At 66.6% G+C, this 15,733-nt stretch carries 18 protein-coding genes; 14 read left to right on the top strand and 4 right to left on the bottom strand.

Translation table 11 applies throughout. The features are described 5' to 3' along the window. Positions 1-6: 6 nt before the first annotated feature. The gene (locus IEX13_RS08825; RefSeq protein WP_188663312.1) at positions 7-948 is read right to left on the bottom strand and encodes a LysR family transcriptional regulator; all 942 of its coding nucleotides are present in this window, start codon (positions 946-948) and stop codon (positions 7-9) included. 96 nt (positions 949-1,044) lie between these two features. On the opposite strand from IEX13_RS08825, the gene IEX13_RS08830 reads away from it, so the two are divergent. Next, positions 1,045-2,031, top strand: a complete 987-nt coding sequence (locus tag IEX13_RS08830; RefSeq protein ID WP_188663314.1) for a cyclase family protein — start codon at positions 1,045-1,047, stop codon at positions 2,029-2,031. Between the two features lie 156 nt (positions 2,032-2,187). On the opposite strand, the gene IEX13_RS08835 is transcribed toward IEX13_RS08830, so the two are convergent. Then, on the bottom strand, positions 2,188-3,084 hold the full coding sequence (locus IEX13_RS08835) for a LysR family transcriptional regulator (protein WP_188663316.1): 897 nt from the start codon (positions 3,082-3,084) through the stop codon (positions 2,188-2,190). A 119-nt stretch (positions 3,085-3,203) separates the two neighbouring features. Between IEX13_RS08835 and IEX13_RS08840 the strand changes: the two genes are divergently transcribed. From IEX13_RS08840 to IEX13_RS08865, 6 genes are all read left to right on the top strand, one after another. Next, complete coding sequence (locus IEX13_RS08840; protein ID WP_188663318.1) at positions 3,204-4,313, top strand: zinc-dependent alcohol dehydrogenase family protein; 1,110 nt, start codon at positions 3,204-3,206, stop codon at positions 4,311-4,313. Continuing rightward, positions 4,310-5,167 carry an ATP-grasp domain-containing protein gene (locus IEX13_RS08845; RefSeq protein WP_188663320.1) on the top strand — a complete coding sequence of 286 codons (858 nt, stop codon included), beginning with the start codon at positions 4,310-4,312 and terminating at the stop codon, positions 5,165-5,167. The genes IEX13_RS08840 and IEX13_RS08845 overlap by 4 nt, the downstream gene beginning before the upstream one ends. 16 nt (positions 5,168-5,183) lie before the next feature. Next, positions 5,184-6,521: a pyridoxal phosphate-dependent decarboxylase family protein gene (locus tag IEX13_RS08850; RefSeq protein WP_188663321.1), complete on the top strand. Its 1,338-nt coding sequence runs from the start codon at positions 5,184-5,186 to the stop codon at positions 6,519-6,521. Continuing rightward, complete coding sequence (locus IEX13_RS08855) at positions 6,518-6,829, top strand: cupin domain-containing protein (protein ID WP_188663323.1); 312 nt, start codon at positions 6,518-6,520, stop codon at positions 6,827-6,829. Before IEX13_RS08850 ends, IEX13_RS08855 begins: the two co-directional genes overlap by 4 nt. Positions 6,830-7,028: 199 nt before the next feature. Beyond that, complete coding sequence (locus tag IEX13_RS08860) at positions 7,029-7,904, top strand: hypothetical protein (protein WP_188663325.1); 876 nt, start codon at positions 7,029-7,031, stop codon at positions 7,902-7,904. Positions 7,905-8,106: 202 nt separating this feature from the next. Further along, complete coding sequence (locus IEX13_RS08865; RefSeq protein ID WP_188663326.1) at positions 8,107-8,823, top strand: CPBP family intramembrane glutamic endopeptidase; 717 nt, start codon at positions 8,107-8,109, stop codon at positions 8,821-8,823. Between the two features lie 28 nt (positions 8,824-8,851). On the opposite strand, the gene IEX13_RS08870 is transcribed toward IEX13_RS08865, so the two are convergent. Next, positions 8,852-9,322 (bottom strand): GNAT family N-acetyltransferase, encoded by a 471-nt coding sequence (locus IEX13_RS08870; RefSeq protein WP_188663328.1) that lies wholly within the window; start codon positions 9,320-9,322, stop codon positions 8,852-8,854. Positions 9,323-9,491: 169 nt separating this feature from the next. Here IEX13_RS08870 and IEX13_RS08875 point away from each other — a divergent pair, with 169 nt between their 5' ends. The 7 genes from IEX13_RS08875 to IEX13_RS08905 all read left to right on the top strand — a co-directional run bounded on the left by IEX13_RS08875 (position 9,492) and on the right by IEX13_RS08905 (position 14,529). Next, positions 9,492-9,881, top strand: coding sequence for an SPFH domain-containing protein (locus IEX13_RS08875; RefSeq protein WP_188663330.1), 390 nt, complete (start codon positions 9,492-9,494; stop codon positions 9,879-9,881). 27 nt (positions 9,882-9,908) lie between these two features. Beyond that, positions 9,909-10,556, top strand: coding sequence for a 16S rRNA (guanine(527)-N(7))-methyltransferase RsmG (gene rsmG / locus IEX13_RS08880; protein ID WP_188663332.1), 648 nt, complete (start codon positions 9,909-9,911; stop codon positions 10,554-10,556). A 30-nt stretch (positions 10,557-10,586) separates the two neighbouring features. After that, positions 10,587-11,369, top strand: coding sequence for a ParA family protein (locus IEX13_RS08885; RefSeq protein ID WP_188663334.1), 783 nt, complete (start codon positions 10,587-10,589; stop codon positions 11,367-11,369). After that, the gene (locus tag IEX13_RS08890) at positions 11,366-12,271 is read left to right on the top strand and encodes a ParB/RepB/Spo0J family partition protein (RefSeq protein ID WP_188663337.1); all 906 of its coding nucleotides are present in this window, start codon (positions 11,366-11,368) and stop codon (positions 12,269-12,271) included. The genes IEX13_RS08885 and IEX13_RS08890 overlap by 4 nt, the downstream gene beginning before the upstream one ends. Positions 12,272-12,342: 71 nt before the next feature. After that, positions 12,343-13,068, top strand: a complete 726-nt coding sequence (locus IEX13_RS08895; RefSeq protein ID WP_188663339.1) for a glycosyltransferase family 2 protein — start codon at positions 12,343-12,345, stop codon at positions 13,066-13,068. 3 nt (positions 13,069-13,071) lie between these two features. Then, entirely contained in the window at positions 13,072-13,398 is a 327-nt protein-coding gene (locus tag IEX13_RS08900; RefSeq protein ID WP_188663340.1) for a lipid-A-disaccharide synthase N-terminal domain-containing protein, read from the top strand. A 237-nt stretch (positions 13,399-13,635) separates the two neighbouring features. Continuing rightward, entirely contained in the window at positions 13,636-14,529 is an 894-nt protein-coding gene (locus tag IEX13_RS08905; RefSeq protein ID WP_188663342.1) for an SDH family Clp fold serine proteinase, read from the top strand. Positions 14,530-14,738: 209 nt separating this feature from the next. On the opposite strand, the gene IEX13_RS08910 is transcribed toward IEX13_RS08905, so the two are convergent. Then, on the bottom strand, positions 14,739-15,611 hold the full coding sequence (locus IEX13_RS08910; RefSeq protein ID WP_188663344.1) for a DDE-type integrase/transposase/recombinase: 873 nt from the start codon (positions 15,609-15,611) through the stop codon (positions 14,739-14,741). Positions 15,612-15,733 lie beyond the last annotated feature (122 nt).

The raw sequence follows: 15,733 nt of genomic DNA on the forward strand, positions 1-15,733 counted from the left end.
CCGCGCTCAGGGCGCTGCCTTCCCTGACTCCCAGTAGGGGGGCGACCCGATCCGGCCGCGCAGGAAATCGGCGAAGGCGGTGACCTTGCGGGGCTGGTGCCCGCGTGCGGACGTGACCAGGTGGATGCCGTGTTCGGGCAGGGCCCAACCGGGCAAGACCCGCTGCAACCGGTTCACCGCCAGGTCGGGGCCGGCCACGAACAAGGGCAGGCGCGCGATGCCCAGGCCCTGCAGCGCCGCCTCCCGCAGGGCCATGCTGCTGTTGGCCTTCAGCGGCCCGCGGACCTTCACGGTTTCGCTGCGCCCGTCGCGCGTGAACGTCCATCCAGGTCCGGTCGCCGCCAGCGAATAGACCAGTGCCGCATGCCCGGCGAGGTCGGCGGGCTCGCCGGGCAGGCCGGCGCGCGCCAGGTAGTCGGCGTGCGCCACCAACACGTCGGAGCTGCGACCGAGCAAGCTGGCCACCAGGGAAGAATCCGCCAGCGTTCCGATGCGGATGGCGAGGTCGAAATCCCCGCCGACCAGGTCGACCACGCGATCGTCGAGCACCAGCTCGACCTCCACCTCGGGGTACTGGTTTGCGAAGGCACCCAGCGCCGGCGCCAGGTGCAGCACGCCGAAGGACATCGGAGCGTTGACCCGAAGCAGGCCCCGCGGCGAGGCCAGCAGCGACACCGCCGCTTCTTCGGCGTCATGGGCGGCACTGCGTGCCTGGCGGGCATGGGGCAATGCCGCGTACCCGGCTTCGGTCAGGGACAACCGCCGTGTCGTTCTCTGCAGCAGGCGTACACCCAGCCGGGCCTCAAGTCGCGAGACCGCACTGCTGACCATCGATTTCGAGACGCCCAGGCGCCGGGCCGCCGCGGAAAAACCTTCGGATTCGGCGACCGCCGCGAAGACGAGCAGGTCGTCCAGGGAATGGGCCGGGGGAGGGTTTTTGTTCGACATGGCGAACAGTGTTTCCACATTGGCCGGGATTATCAGCGGATTCCGCACCATTCACGATACCGGCGTCAACCACCCGCCCCGACCCGGAGCCACCCCATGAAAGCCATTCCGCTCTCGCTCGCCCTCTGCGCCCTGCTTGCCTCGCCCCTGGCCATGGGCGCCCGCCCGGGCGCCGCCACCAGCCCGTGGGGGCCCGACGACCAGATCGGTCGCCTCAACCTGATGACGGACGCCTCACGCGCCGCGGTGCTGTCGCGCATCCGTGGCGGCACCGTTTACGACCTCGGCGTCGAATACCACAAGGGCATGCCCAGCTGGTCGCTGCTGGGCGACCCGACCTACCAGATATGGATGACCCATACGCCACGGGGAACCGCGGTCGACAACGTGCTGGGCCTCGGCCGCGCCATGCACGAACATGTTTCCTACTCCGGTGACGCGGTGCTGATGTACACCCACACCGGCACCCACATCGACGCGCTGTCGCACTTCGGGCTCAACGGCCGCATCTGGAACGGCTTCCACCACGACAGCCACCAGGGCGACCTGGGCTGGCACAAGGGCGGCGCGGAAAACCTGCCGCCGATCATCGCCCGCGGCGTGCTTATCGACGTGCCCGCCTACAAGGGCGTGGACATGCTTCCCGACAGCTACCGGATCATGCCCGCCGACCTCGAGGGCGCGCTTTCCCGCCAGGGCGTACGCCTGCAGGCGGGCGACGCGGTGTTCATCCGCACCGGCCGGATGCGGGTCATCGACGACAAGCAGCGCTACATGGACAACCCGCCCGGCATCGGCCTGGACGCCGCCCGCTGGCTGGTGGAAACCCACGGCGCGATGCTGATCGGCAGCGACAACCTCAGCCTCGAGAGCTTCCCGGTGGAAACCCCGGACAACTGGGTCCCCGTGCACACCTACCTTGAGGCGGAACAGGGCGTGGCGATCATGGAGGTCGTGGACCTGGAAGCGCTTGCGCGTGATCGCGTGCATGAGTTCGCATTCATCGGCGCCGGATTGAAGCTGCGCGGTGCGAGCGGGGCGCCGATGCGGCCCATTGCCCTGCCGCTGGATCCGGCGCCCTGATCAGCCCGACCCACACAGGAGCACGAGGCCCGAGCACACCCATATCGTCCTCGACGAGGTCGATCCGCAGAACTGGGGATTCGCCGGCATGCTGAGCGACGAGTTCCGCCAGCGCGAAACCGGCCCGGGGTGAGCGCCTGACCGGCGCCCCGGATCTCAGCCGCGGTCGTGCCGGAGCCGCGGGTCCGCCGACAGCGTTTCGTAGAGGAATTCGGTCAATGCCCTGACGCGGGCGACGCGACGCAGGTCCGGGTGGGTGAGCACCCAGACCTGCGTGTCCAGTTCGCGCGGTGGTGGTCTTAGCTGGACCAGGCCCGGCCGCACCTCGGCAAGCGGGCAAAGAAGCCAGCCAACGCCAAACCCGGCGGCGACGGCGTCGGCCAGGCTGATCAGGCTGTCCACGCGCAGCACCACCTTTTCCGGCGCGACGTTTTCACGCAGCCACCTGGCCGACGCCAGGTGGGAAAGTGGCTCCGCGTGGCCGATCCACCGGTAGGCGGATTCCCCGGGCGCCGGGCCCAGCGTTTCGATGTATGCGGCGGAGGCATACAGCGCGGTTTCGATCGTGCCGACCCGGCGGCCGACGAGGTTCCCGGGCGGCCGATTCGAGCCACGCACGGCAACGTCCGCTTCCCGCCGCGTGAGGTTGAGCATGCTGTCGTTGACCACCAGGTCGAGCTGCAGCTGCGGGTGCTCGGCGCTGAATGCCGCAAGCCGCGACATCAACAAGGCCTGCATCAGGGTGTCGGGCGCGGTAAGTCGAATGCTTCCCCTGAGCGCGAGGTCGTTGCCGGTGACCCGCCGCCCGGCGGCTTCGAGTTGTTCGGACACCCCGGCAATGCCGGAAGCCAGCTCGTGGCCCTGTACGGTCAAGGCGTAGCCGCCCGGCAGGCGGTCGAAAAGACGGACGTCGAGGGCTTGTTCAAGGCTGCCCAGTCGTCGCAACACCGTCGAATGATTCACCCCCAGCGCCTGGGCGGCGGCGCCAATGGATCCGTATTCGCAAACGGCCACGAAAAACTGCAGGTCGTTCCACTGCACGCGGCTTTCCATGGGCGGGAATCCTATGCGTCTGCGCATATCGGTTATGCGCAATTTGCCAGTTTTTATGCGTTTGCGCATTCCATAGTCTGGCCACCCCGAACCCCGCCCAGACCCACCAGGAGCCCTCGATGACACCTTCGGCCGCCGACCCGACCTCGCCACCCTCGTCCCCGCGCGTCGCCACGCGCGGTGCGGCATACGCCGTTCGCCGCGGAGGCGGGATCGACGGCATCGGGCGCATCGAGCGCGAGGTCGCTCCCCCCCGGGGCAAGGACGTGCTGGTGCGCATCGGCGCGGTCGCGCTCAACCACCGGGACCTGATGTTCGCCGACGGCCGCTCCGGCACCGGTGGCCCCCCGACCGTGCTGGCTTCCGACGCCGCGGGCACGGTGCTTGCGGTCGGCCCCGACGTCACCTCCCTGGCGGTCGGCGACCGCGTGGTCAGCAGCTTTTTCCCGGACTGGCTTTCCGGGCCGGCGACCGATTCGGGCATCGCGCGTGCGCTGGGTGGCACGGTCGATGGCGTTCTGGCCGAGCAGGTCGTGTTGCCGGAAATGGCCTGGGTACCGGCGCCGGGGCACTTGAACGACATCGAGGCCGCCACGCTCAGCTGCGCCGGCGTGACCGCCTGGCATGCGCTGTTTGGCATCGAGCCCTTGCCGCCGAATTCGACCGTGGCCTTGCTGGGCACCGGCGGCGTCTCGATCTGGGCGCTGCAACTTGCCAAGGCCGCGGGATATCGCGTGATGATCACCTCGTCGGACGATGCCAAACTGCTCCGGGCGCGCGAGCTGGGCGCCGACGTGACGCTCAATTACCGGAGCGTGCCGCAGTGGGGGACCGAACTGCGCCGACTCAACGACGGCCAGGGCGTCGACCGCGTACTCGACGTCGGCGGACCGGAAACCATCACCGAATCGATCGCCGCGCTTCGCACGGGTGGCACCGTCGCTGTGATCGGCCGCATGAGCGGTGCCTCGCCCGCCCGGTTCAACCCAGCCGACCTGTTCCTGGGCAGCAAGCGGCTGGTTGGCCTGATGGTCGGCAGCCGTGAGATGGCCGTGGCGCTGGCTCGCTTCGTCGAACGCGCCAACCTGCATCCGGTGGTCGACCAGGTCTTCGGTTTCCACCAGGTGCAGGAGGCCTATCGCCATTTGGCCACCGCGCGGCACCTTGGCAAGATCGTCATCGACGTCGGCGGCGATCGCGGGCCCGGCGAAGCTGGCAGGGCGCCGTGATCCACTTCGCAACCTCTTTCGAGCATCCCGGGCTGACGGCCGACGACCGCCGGGTTCCCGAGCAACTGGCCCAGCGCGGCGTGCCGACGCAAGTACTTCGCTGGCGCAGCGAAGAGGACAATCGGCGAGTGCGGGCCGGTGACCTCGTCGTCGTCCGGTCCTGCTGGGACTACCACCTGCACACGGAGGCCTTCCTGGCATGGCTTGACCAGCTGACGGGACGCGGTGTGCGGATCGCCAACGGGCACGAAAGGCTCCGGCGGACCCTGCACAAGCGCTACCTGCTGGAACTCGAGGCCGAGAGCCTTGCGCGCATTGCCCCCACCCGGCTGGTGGGACAGGACGACGCAGCGGACCTGGATGAACTGATCGAACAACTGGGCTCGGCGGACCTGGTCGTCAAGCCAGCCGTTTCGCTGTCGGCGCATGGCACCTGGCGCGTGGCGTCGCTCGGCCGGCCGCAGGCACGGGCGCGTTTCGCCGGGCAGGTGCGGCAACAGGACCTGCTGGTCCAGCGATACCTCCCGCAGATCGAAGAAGAAGGCGAAATCTCCTTCGTCTTCCTCGGAGGGCTGTATTCGCACGCCGTGCGCAAGACTCCCCGGGCCGGCGACTTCCGCGTCCAGGCAGACTTTGGCGGCTCGCACGTCGCTCACCTGCCGGACAAGTGCCTGATCGACCAGGCGGCGCGGCTGCTGGACGGATTCGCCGACGACACCACGTATGCGCGGGTCGATGCGGTGCCCGTCGACGGCGGCCTCGTACTGATGGAACTCGAGGTGATCGACCCGGTACTGTTCTTGTCCACTGATTCCGGCGCGGTTTCCCGGTTCTGCGATGCGCTCTGCGCCTGAGGTTTCCGGAGTACGCATGAACGAACACGTTGACCACCAGACCGCCCTGGCCGTGGCGCACCGGCTGGCGGCCGGCCATCTTGACGGCCTCCGTGCCCAGCCTGTTGCCCACCTGCGGCTGCCTCAGGCACCCCGGCCGCCGGACGGCATCGGCTTCGATGCGGCGATGGCCCTGGTGGCTGAACGCATCGTCCCCTGGCTTTCCGCGTCCCCGGGGCCCCGCTACCTGGGCTACGTCACGGGTGGGGCGACCCCTGAGGCTGTCGCCGCCGATTGGTTGGTGTCGGCCTGGGATCAGAACGTGTCCAACGCGGCGGGGTCGATCGCTGCCGACGTCGAAAAGCAGACGGTCGACGCGTTTCGCGATGTGTTTGGCTTGGCGGATTCGATGCACGGCCAGTTCGTCAGCGGCGCCACGGCCGCGAACCTGGTTTGCATCGCGACCGCCAGGGAGTGGGCGGCCAGGCAGTCGCCGTTGCCGCCTACCGTGTTTGCCGGGTCGGCGCATTCGAGCGTCCTCAAGGCAATGTCGATCACCGGCATCGGCCGCTCCCGTCTGCAGGCCGTGGCCACGCTGCCGGGACGCACGGCGGTGGACCCTGTCGCGCTCGAGCAGGCGCTTTCGGCACACACGACAGGACCCGCCGTGGTGGTGGCCAGCGCCGGCGAGGTCAATACCGGCGATTTCGACGACCTCGTGCGGGTCGCCGAGCTTTGCAGGCGATTCGGGGCCTGGCTGCACGTCGACGGTGCATTCGGGCTGTTTGCGGCTTTTGATGCCGATCTGCACGGGCGGATCGCCGGCATCGGGCATGCCGATTCGGTCACCGTAGACCTGCACAAGTGGCTCAACGTGCCTTACGACAGCGCAATCGCGTATACCTCGCGCCCCGATCTGCAGCGCGAGGTGTTCTCGGCCAGTTCCGCCTATCTGGGCGATGACCCGGACCCTTTGCATTTCACCCCGGAAAACTCGCGGCGCTTCCGGGCCTTTCCCGCCTGGATGGTGCTTGCAACGCGTGGCCGCAGGGGCATCGGCGAATGGGTCAGGACGAATTGTCGGCTTGCCCGTGAATTCGCGCAGTCGATCGGGGCGACCGGGCGGTTCGAGGTTTTGGGAGGCGTCCCGCTCAACATTGTCAGCTTCGCGCTCACCGACGGCGGTGCGGCCGAACGTGACTCGTTCGTGCAGCGGCTCAATGCCAGCGGCGAGACCTTCATGACGCCGGGGCAGCTGTTCGGGCGTCCCACGGTCCGGGCTGCCTTCTCGAACTGGGCGACGGACGATCGGGACCTTGATCGGATCGTCGCGGCCGTTGCGGGAAGCATGGCCGGACCGGGGCAGGCACCATGAAAATAATCCGCAGCCGGGAATTCACGGCGTCCCGGGCCTGGGGCGCCTTGGAAATCGCCAACATGGGCGGCATTACCACGCGCCTGCACTGGACCGACCAACCCTATCGCTGGCACGTCAACGACGGCCAGGAAGTATTCGCCGTGCTCGATGGGCGCGTCGAGATGCGCTATCGCGATGCCGGCGAGGACAAGTCCGTCGTCCTTGAAACGGGCGATGTCTTTTATGCTTCGCCCGGTACCGCGCATGTTGCCCACCCCATCGGCAATGCCCGGGTCCTTGTCGTGGAAGCCCAAAGCAGCCAATAGCGACGGAAACGGGCCAAGCCCGCCATTGCAGCCGGCGCCCTGTTGGCCGCGCGCCCGCCCAAGCTTGAAGCCCGCGTGCGGGGTAGGCCCGTTGTCCGGAAGGGACGGGAAAGTCCGTGGTGCAGTCTGATCCGGTGAGACATCCGGGTCTTATCATCGTTTTCCCCCAACGGACTGCCCACCAAAGAAGGAAAGCACCATGCCGTTTCCGCAACTGCGCAACTCCCGCAACACCCTGTTCGGCGCCCTGATCCTTGCCGCTGCCATGACACTCCCCTCCACCGTGTTCGCGCAGGAGCCGATGGGCATCCTGGAGTTCACTGGCGACCAGGGCGACTACATCAGCCAGGGCCAGGCCTGGAGCTACACCGAAGGCGTCGAGGCGTCCGCAAGCGCCGACGGCCGCGTCGTTTCCGTGTCCGTCTACACGGACACCTGGTGGAACGTTTATTTCGCCGCGCCGGCGGGCCAGCAGCTGGTTCCGGGCGTGTACGAAGGGGCGGTGCGCTATCCGTTCCAGGACGATGCCCAGCCCGGGCTGAGTCACTCGGGAGACGGTCGCGGCTGCAACACCCTGACCGGCCGATTCGAAGTCACCGAGGCCGAGTACGGTCCGTTCGGCTCGATCATCCGCTTCGCTGCCAACTACGAGCAGCATTGCGAGGGTGGTGCGCCGGCCCTGTGGGGCGAGGTGAGCATCTCCAATCCGCCGCCTCCGCCGGCGCTGAGCGTGGACATCACCATCCACACCCAGGCCACGGTGCGGCACCACGATGGCCGGGTCACCGTATCGGGAAGCGTGATCTGCTCCGATGACACCGTGGCCCAGATCGGCGGCACGGTTTCCCAGCGCGCCAACCGTTTCAAGCTGGCGCAGGGCAGCTTCTACGCCACGGTGAGCTGCTCGCCCACCCCCACCCCCTGGACGGCGTCGTTCGCATCGGGGTCGGGCACACCCTTCAACCAGGGCCAGGCGCAGGTTGATGCCACGGCCGAGGCCTACGATCCGACCTATGGCGCGTACGCCACGGACGACGCGAGCACCGTGGTGAACCTGCGGCGGGTTCGCAACTGATTGCTGGCACCTTGCGTCAACCAGGAAGCCCCGCCTTGCGCGGGGCTTCCTGTTTCAGGCGGATTACCCGGCGACGCGCTTGAACTCGGGTTCCTCGCCGCCCTGCCGCAGTCGCCGGGCCTGCCCACAGTGACGGATGACGCATGCGCGCCCTTGGAAACAATGGCAGGTTTCGCGGGACTGCAACGAACAAAGGATGCGCATGACCGATATCCCTGTCGCGCAATCGCCTTCGCGCATGCGCTGGCTGCTGGCCGTTCTGCTGGGAACCGTGCTTTGGGCGCTGGCGCTGGGTGCGTCCTTCGTGCTTCCGCAAACGCTGCTGGGGTTGCGATTCGGCGGTGCCACCCATGCCGTTTCCGGCGTATTTCAGCTGCTGCTGGGCGCAGGCGCGATCTACCTTGCCTGCCGGGCCGCCGGCCTGCGCTGGCCGGACATCGGCGCCACCCGGGCGTCCTGGCGGACGGACGTTCTTGTCGGATTGGCGGTGGCCGCGGGCTTCGCACTGCTGCAGTTCGGGCTGATCATCCCCTTGACCGGCGGCGCGCAGCGCAGCGACGTCGTGGCCAACCTGGAGCAGTTGCACGGCGGCGCGGGGGCCGTGTTCGGGCTGGCGACGCTTAGCGTGCTCGGCGCGATCGCGGAAGAGCTGCTGTTCCGCGGCCTGCTGCTGCACGGCATCGCCGCCCTGCTGGGCCGCACGCGGACCGCATGGACCGTGGCGGTCGTGCTGGTGACGGTATTGTTCGGCGCCGTGCACGGCTACCAGGGCTGGGCGGGGGTCGTGGACACCGCCCTGTACGGGGGGTTGACGCTGTCGCTGCTGTGCCTGTGGCGCGGCGGACGCATCACCGCAGCCATCGCGGCGCATGCAGGCTGGAACGCCATCGCGGTGGGCTGCCTGGTCCTTCTTTACTGACGCCCCGTGGTCCGGCGCAACGCCGGAGTCACCGGGCCTGCGGCAGGTCGAGTTTGAATCCCACGTGCGAGGCAGTGAAGCCCATCGATTCGTAGAAGCGGGCCGCCTCGGTTCGGCGGGTGTCGCTGGTCAGCTGCACCAGCCCGCAGCCGCGTTGGCGGCACGCGTCGATCGCCCATTGCACGAGTTGCCGGCCGAGGCCTTGCCCGCGTGCGGAACGCGCGACGCGCACGCCTTCGATCTGTCCGCGCCACATGCCGCGCCGCGACAGGCCGGGCAGGAAACTCAGCTGCAGGCAGCCCAGCACCTCGTCGTTCGCGACCGCCACCAGCACCTCGTGCGCCGGGTCGTTTTCAATGGCCTCGAAGGCGGCGAGGTAGTCCGGATGCAGGTCGCCGTCGGCCCGCTCGCGGCCCTGGCCCAGGGCGTCGTCGGCAAGCAGGTTCACGACGGCCACCAGCTCCTGCCGGCGCACGGGCCGGATCTCGATCGTACTCATGGGTGTTTCCCTCCTTGCCGGCAGCGTAGACCCGTCGCGGCCCGCCTGGGGCGCCAGCCGGACTTTGGCCGAATTCCGGTAACAGTCACGTTAACTAGACTATGCTTCAGGAACCCCGGCTAAGTTACTGGCACCCATGACATTCATGTCCCCACTTTTGCCCCTGCCGATGCCCCTTGCGCCCCTGGCCTGGCTCACGGGTTTCCGCCGGGTACCGGACAACAGCGTGGTGACGGTGCACCGCTTCGGCCGCTTCATCCGGGCCCTGGGGCCGGGCTGGCGCTGGACCCTGCCGGGGCTGGACCAGCTGGGCCAGCCGGTCTGCCTGATCGGGCACCACCTGTCGGTGGTCGGCGGCCAGGGCATCCAGGCCGAGCTTTATTACCAGATCCTCGACCCGGCCCTGGCCGGGGAGGATCTGGACGACATCGATGCGCTGGTCATCCGCGAGGCCTTGCCCCTGCTGGAAGGGCCCATCGGCGCGGAGGCGCTGAAGGTCGGCATGAACCAGCAGCTGGGGCCCAAGGGCCTGCGCGTCATACGCTGCCGCGTCGCCTGAAATCCGGGTTGTCGCCATAATGGCGGCATGAACCCGCTTTCCCACCTCGGGCCCGAGCTTGAAGCCGGGCTGGTCGCGCTCGGCCTGGCGCCGCAGCCGCTGGCCGGCCGTCTGCTGGACTACCTGGCCCTGCTCGACCGCTGGAACCGCACCTACAACCTCACCGCCGTGCGCGACCCACGCGAGATGGTGGGCAAGCACCTGCTCGACTCGCTGTCGATGTGGCGCCACCTCAGGCCCGGCACGCTGGCCGACCTGGGCACCGGCCCGGGCCTGCCCGGCATCCCGCTGGCCCTGGCCGTGCCCGGCCTGCAGGTCACCCTGGTCGAAAGCATCGCCAAGAAGACCCGTTTCCTGCGCGAAGTCGTGCGCCAGCTCGGCCTGGACAACGTGCGCGTGCTTGAAGCCCGGGCCGAAGCCGTGGCCGAGCCCGGCGCCTTCGACCAGGTCACCGCCCGCGCCATGGACACCCTGGCCGGCATCCTCGCCGTCGGCGGCCACCTGCTGGCGCCGGAAGGCCGCCTGCTGGCCATGAAGGGCCAGCGCCCCGACGCCGAAATCGCCGCCCTGCCGCCCGGCTGGCGGGTGGAAGCCCTTGAAACCCTGGTGGTTCCGGGCCTGGAAGGCGACCGCCACCTGGTCACGATCACCCGTGACCCGGCCAAGCCGGCATAATCCCCGGTCCAGGCCGCGCAAGGAGATCGCATGGGTCGCATCATCGCCATCGCCAACCAGAAGGGCGGGGTCGGCAAGACCACCACCGCCGTGAACCTGGCCGCCGCGCTGGCGCAGACGCCCCGGCGTGTGCTGCTGGTGGACATGGACCCGCAGGGCAACGCCACCATGGCTTCGGGCGTGGACAAGCGCGAGCTCGCCAACTCCGCCTGCGAAGTGCTGCTGGGCGAATGCACGGCCGAATCGGTGGTGGTGAAGTCGCCGGAAGGTTTCGACCTGCTGCCCGGCAACATCGACCTGACCGCCGCCGAAATCCGCCTGATGGACGAAGCGGCCCGCGAACAGCGCCTCAAGACCGCGCTGGCCCCGCTGCGCGACCGCTACGACTACCTGATCATCGACTGCCCGCCCTCGCTGTCGCTGCTGACGCTCAACGCCCTGGCCGCGGCCGACGGCGTGATCGTGCCGATGCAGTGCGAATACTTCGCGCTCGAGGGCCTGAGCTCGCTGGTGGACACCATCAACGCGCTCAAGGGCAAGTTGAACCCGAAGCTGGAGATCGAAGGCATCGTGCGCACCATGTTCGACGTGCGCAACAACCTGGCCAACGCCGTGTCGGGCGAACTCACCCGGCACTTCGGCGACAAGGTGTTCCGCTCGATCATCCCGCGCAACGTGCGCCTGGCCGAAGCGCCCAGCCACGGCCAGTCCATCGTCGGCTACGACCGCGGCAGCCGGGGCGGCATCGCCTACCTGGGCCTGGCCGGCGAGATCGTTCGGCGCGAGAAGAAGATGCACAAGGAGATGGCATGAGCAGCAAGAAGCGCGGCCTTGGCCGCGGCCTCGACGCCCTGCTGGGCACCGGCAACAAGGGCGCTGCGCCTGCGGGCGACGACGCGTCCGGCGGCGAGGGCCTGCACACGCTGCCCATCGACCAGCTCCAGCCCGGCAAGTACCAGCCGCGCAGCGGCATGGACCCGGACAAGCTCACCGAGCTGGCCGAGTCGATCAAGGCCCAGGGCCTGATCCAGCCGATCGTCGTGCGCAGCATCGGCAAGGACAAGGCCGGCGTGGTGCGTTACGAAATCATCGCCGGCGAACGCCGCTGGCGCGCCGCCACCCAGGCCGGCCTGTCCGACGTACCGGTGGTGCTGCGCGAGGTCGACGACCGCGCCTCGATCGCGATGGCGCTGATCGAGAACATCCAGCGCGAAGACCTCAACCCGCTCGAAGAAGCCCTGGCCCTGAGCCGGCTGATCGACGAGTTTTCGCTCACCCACCAGCAGGCCGCCGAAGCCGTGGGCCGCTCGCGCGCCTCGGTGTCGAACCTGCTGCGCCTGCTCGAACTGCCCGAAGGCATCCGCAAGCTGCTCGAAGACCGGCAGCTGGAAATGGGCCACGCCCGCGCCCTGCTCACCCTGGCGCCGCAGGCGGCGCTGGCCCTGGCCCGCGAAGCCGTGGCCGAAGGCTGGTCGGTGCGCGAGGTCGAGCGCCGCGCCCAGCTGATGGCCAAGGGCCAGATCCCCGGCAAGAAGCCCACCAAGGGGCCGGAAAAGAAGTCCGACGCCGACATCGCCGCCCTCGAGCGCGAGCTGTCGGAAAAGCTGGGGGCCAAGGTCGCCGTGCAGCACGGTCGCGGTGGCCGCGGCAAGCTGGTGATCAGCTACCACGGCCTGGACAGCCTGGAAGGCATTCTCGAGCGCCTGCGCGGCTAATCCGCGTAGCCAAGTTTTAACGGGCCGCCTGCGAGAATCCGCCACCTCTCCCGCACAGGTCGCCCCGCTTCATGCCCGCGCCGCAGCTTTCTGTGGTCATCCCCGCCTTCAACGAAGAAGGCAACGTGCTGGCGCTGCTGGCCGAAACCGTGGCCGCCCTGCGCGGCGTGCTGGACTTCGAAGTGGTCTTCGTCGACGACCACAGCCGCGACGGCACCCTGGCGCTGCTGCAGGGTGCGCTGGCGACGACGCCGGAGCTCCGCGTGCTGGCGCACGAGGTGCAGTCGGGCCAGAGCACCGCCATCCGCAACGGGGTGAAGGCCGCCCGCGCCCCCTGGGTCGCCACGCTCGACGGCGACGGCCAGAACGACCCGGCCGACCTGCCAGGGCTCGTGGCCGCCCGCGATGCCGGCCCGGCCGACGTGAAGCTCTACGCCGGCTGGCGGGTCAACCGCCAGGACAGCGGCAGCAAGAAGTGGGCCTCGAAGTGGGCCAACGGCATCCGCTCGCGCCTGCTGCGCGACGCCACGCCCGACACCGGCTGCGGCACCAAGCTGTTCGAACGGGCCGCCTTCCTCGACCTGCCCTATTTCGACCACATGCACCGCTACCTGCCGGCGCTGATGCAGCGGGCCGGCTGGAAGACGCTCAGCGTGCCGGTGAACCACCGCCCGCGCGGCGCCGGGGTTTCCAAGTACACCAACCTGGGCCGCGCCCTGGTCGGCATCCGCGACCTGATGGGCGTGGCCTGGCTGATCACGCGTAGCCGGCGCACCGCGGTGCGCGAACTGGAGTAATCGATGAACCAGGAAATCATGTGGCTGGACTGGTCCGGCCTGCACGTCACCCCGTGGAAGCTGATCGGCTACCTGGGCGCGCTGATGTTCGGCGGCCGCTGGGTGGTCCAGTTCTTCGCCTCGCGCCGGGCCGGCAAGCCGGTCATCCCGCGGGTCTTCTGGTACATGAGCCTGGTCGGGGCCGCGATGACCCTGAGCTATTTCCTGTTTTCGGCCAAGCAGGACTCGGTGGGCGTGCTGCAGAACCTCTTTCCCACCTTCACGGCCGCCTACAGTCTGTACCTGGACATCCGGCACCGCGGCTGGCACCGCGACCGCGCCGGGCACTAGCCCCCCCTGTGGGTGGTGTCTCAGTTTGAAATTAGACAGACGCGACCCTTGGCGGTGGCCCTCAGGAGGCCCCATCCACGTTCGCCTAGAAGTTGGTCAAGCAGGCAGCAGGGCACATGCGCCGCCCCCCTGTTCTTGCTACCCTTCCGCAGCCAGCCAGCGGAACATATCTCTCTATGCGAATAGATAAGGAATCCTGAATGATGCCCGCGTTGCTGCCAAAAGTAGGAGCATTCAGTGCAAGCGCCTAGAGTCGATGAAGTAATCGACAGTGTGCTCGGTCAGTTCAATGATGCGCTCGCTAAGCGCCTCGGCGGCGAGGCAATATTCCTTTGCTGCCCGATGATGCCGCCTTGGGATGACGCCCTTCGCGTTGCCATTGAAAAAATAGCTTCAAACGGTGGCGCTCAGAAGAAGTTGATTGTAGTCCTAGAGACATCTGGCGGTTACATCGAATCTGTTGAGCGAATGGTTCGTGTCATGCGTACGCATTACGAGGAAGTGGATTTCATAGTTCCTAACTATGCGTACAGCGCGGGTACGATTCTTGCTCTGTCAGGCGACGATATACTGATGGACTATCACTCCGTGTTGGGCCCAATCGACCCACAGTTCCCAATGCCTGGCGGGGACTTTGTTCCTGGCATGGGCTACTTGGCTAAATACAAGGAACTGATGAAGGTCATCAACAGCGCGGACGATGCTTCAAAAGTTCGTGCTGAAATCTCTTTTCTTGTAGAGAAATTCGACCCAGCAAAGTTGTTCAACATAGAGCAGGCAATCGAGCACTCGAAAACGCTTTTGAAAGACTGGCTGCCTCGCTACAAATTCAAAAATTGGACTCATCGCGAGTCCTCTGGCGATGCCGTTACTGGCGCAGACAAGCAGAAGCGAGCTAACGATATTGCTGAGGCTTTGGGCAATGCGGAGAAGTGGCATTCTCATGGCCGGGGAATCACGTGCGATGACCTGACCAGTGAGAACATTAAACTGAAGATTAACAATTACGGCTCAAATACCGATTTGAAGCGAGACATACGGAACTATCACGGCATGTTGGGTGACTATATGGGTAAGAGATCGTGGACGAGCGCAGTACATACACGCCTCGGTTTTGGAGGAATGTCATGAATGCATATCAAGTCGACATTGAAAGGCTGAAAACAAGAAACGAGTGCGACCTTGAAGTCCTAAAAGAGATTCGGTCCACTCGTCCAGCGCGTGAAGAAGTTCGGTCCGCTTCTCAACAGGACTGGTTGAGTAAGCTTCCGTACTCAAGCAAGCCAGAATTTCTAGGCGAGCCTTGGAAGGGCTAGGCCACTGAATAGAAAAAGCCCCGCCTAGCGGGGCTTTTTCTTGTACGGGCCGCGCTTCTTGGCGACCGGCTCCGGCACCAGCGCCGCGATTTCCTCCAGTCTCCAGACATGTGACGCTACGCCCGCTTCCATGGCCGGCGTGACGCGCAGCGTCTTATGGATGCGGCCGAAGTTGTAGTACATGAAGTGCAACGCCACCGCGTGAGCGTGGTTCTCTGCCTTCTTTGAGAAGCCATTGGTTAGTCGAGTAAACCGGCGAACGGACATTCGCATCGTCAGGTTCTGCCGCTCTACATAGCTGGTTGAGATGTGGGCCTTGTCGGGCTTCCCCATGACCTTGCGGCGCTCAGCAGATACGAACTTGCTTGGGCTGTACTTGCGCTCGGGCCCTTGTTGCCCTTCGCTGTAGTGCTTGACCAGCATTCCGTAGTCCACGGGAACATCGAAGCCGGAGTTGACGGCCTCAAGATAGATTCGGTAGCCGTCTGTGGTGAGCTGAATGCGGTTCGACAGTCGCGATGCGAGGTCGCTGACGAACATCGTGGCAGCCTCTTTGTCTCGGTCGCCTACAAGCCAGGACAGGACAAGCTTTGAATCCGCGTCAATAGCGGTCCAAGTCCAAACGTCGCCAACGCCCGACTCGGCCTTGCGCTCGGCCGGGAGATTGCGCTGCTTGCATCCCACGAAGCTCCAGACCTCATCGCATTGAACGCGCTGGCAGGAGAGGTTCCGCAGCTCCCTGTCCTGGTATTCGGCACAAGCCATGCCCACGTCCACCAGGAGCTTAGTGACGGTATTGATGGAGCAGTCAGCCAGCCTAGAGGCAGCCCGCAGGCTCATGCCCTCAACGAGGAATCCGAGGATCTGGGCGCGTTTGGCTAGAGGCATCCGGTTCATACTGAACATTATGCATGACCGCTTAAACAAGTCAAGTGAAATGTGCACTACGGTTCGTGTACAGGTGCAGGTTGAAGCGCAACACTTAATGGATTACGATGAAATCACCATCACGCTGAAAT

It is taken from the genome of Arenimonas soli (assembly GCF_014643775.1).
GTDB classification, from domain to species: Bacteria; Pseudomonadota; Gammaproteobacteria; order Xanthomonadales; family Xanthomonadaceae; genus Arenimonas; species Arenimonas soli.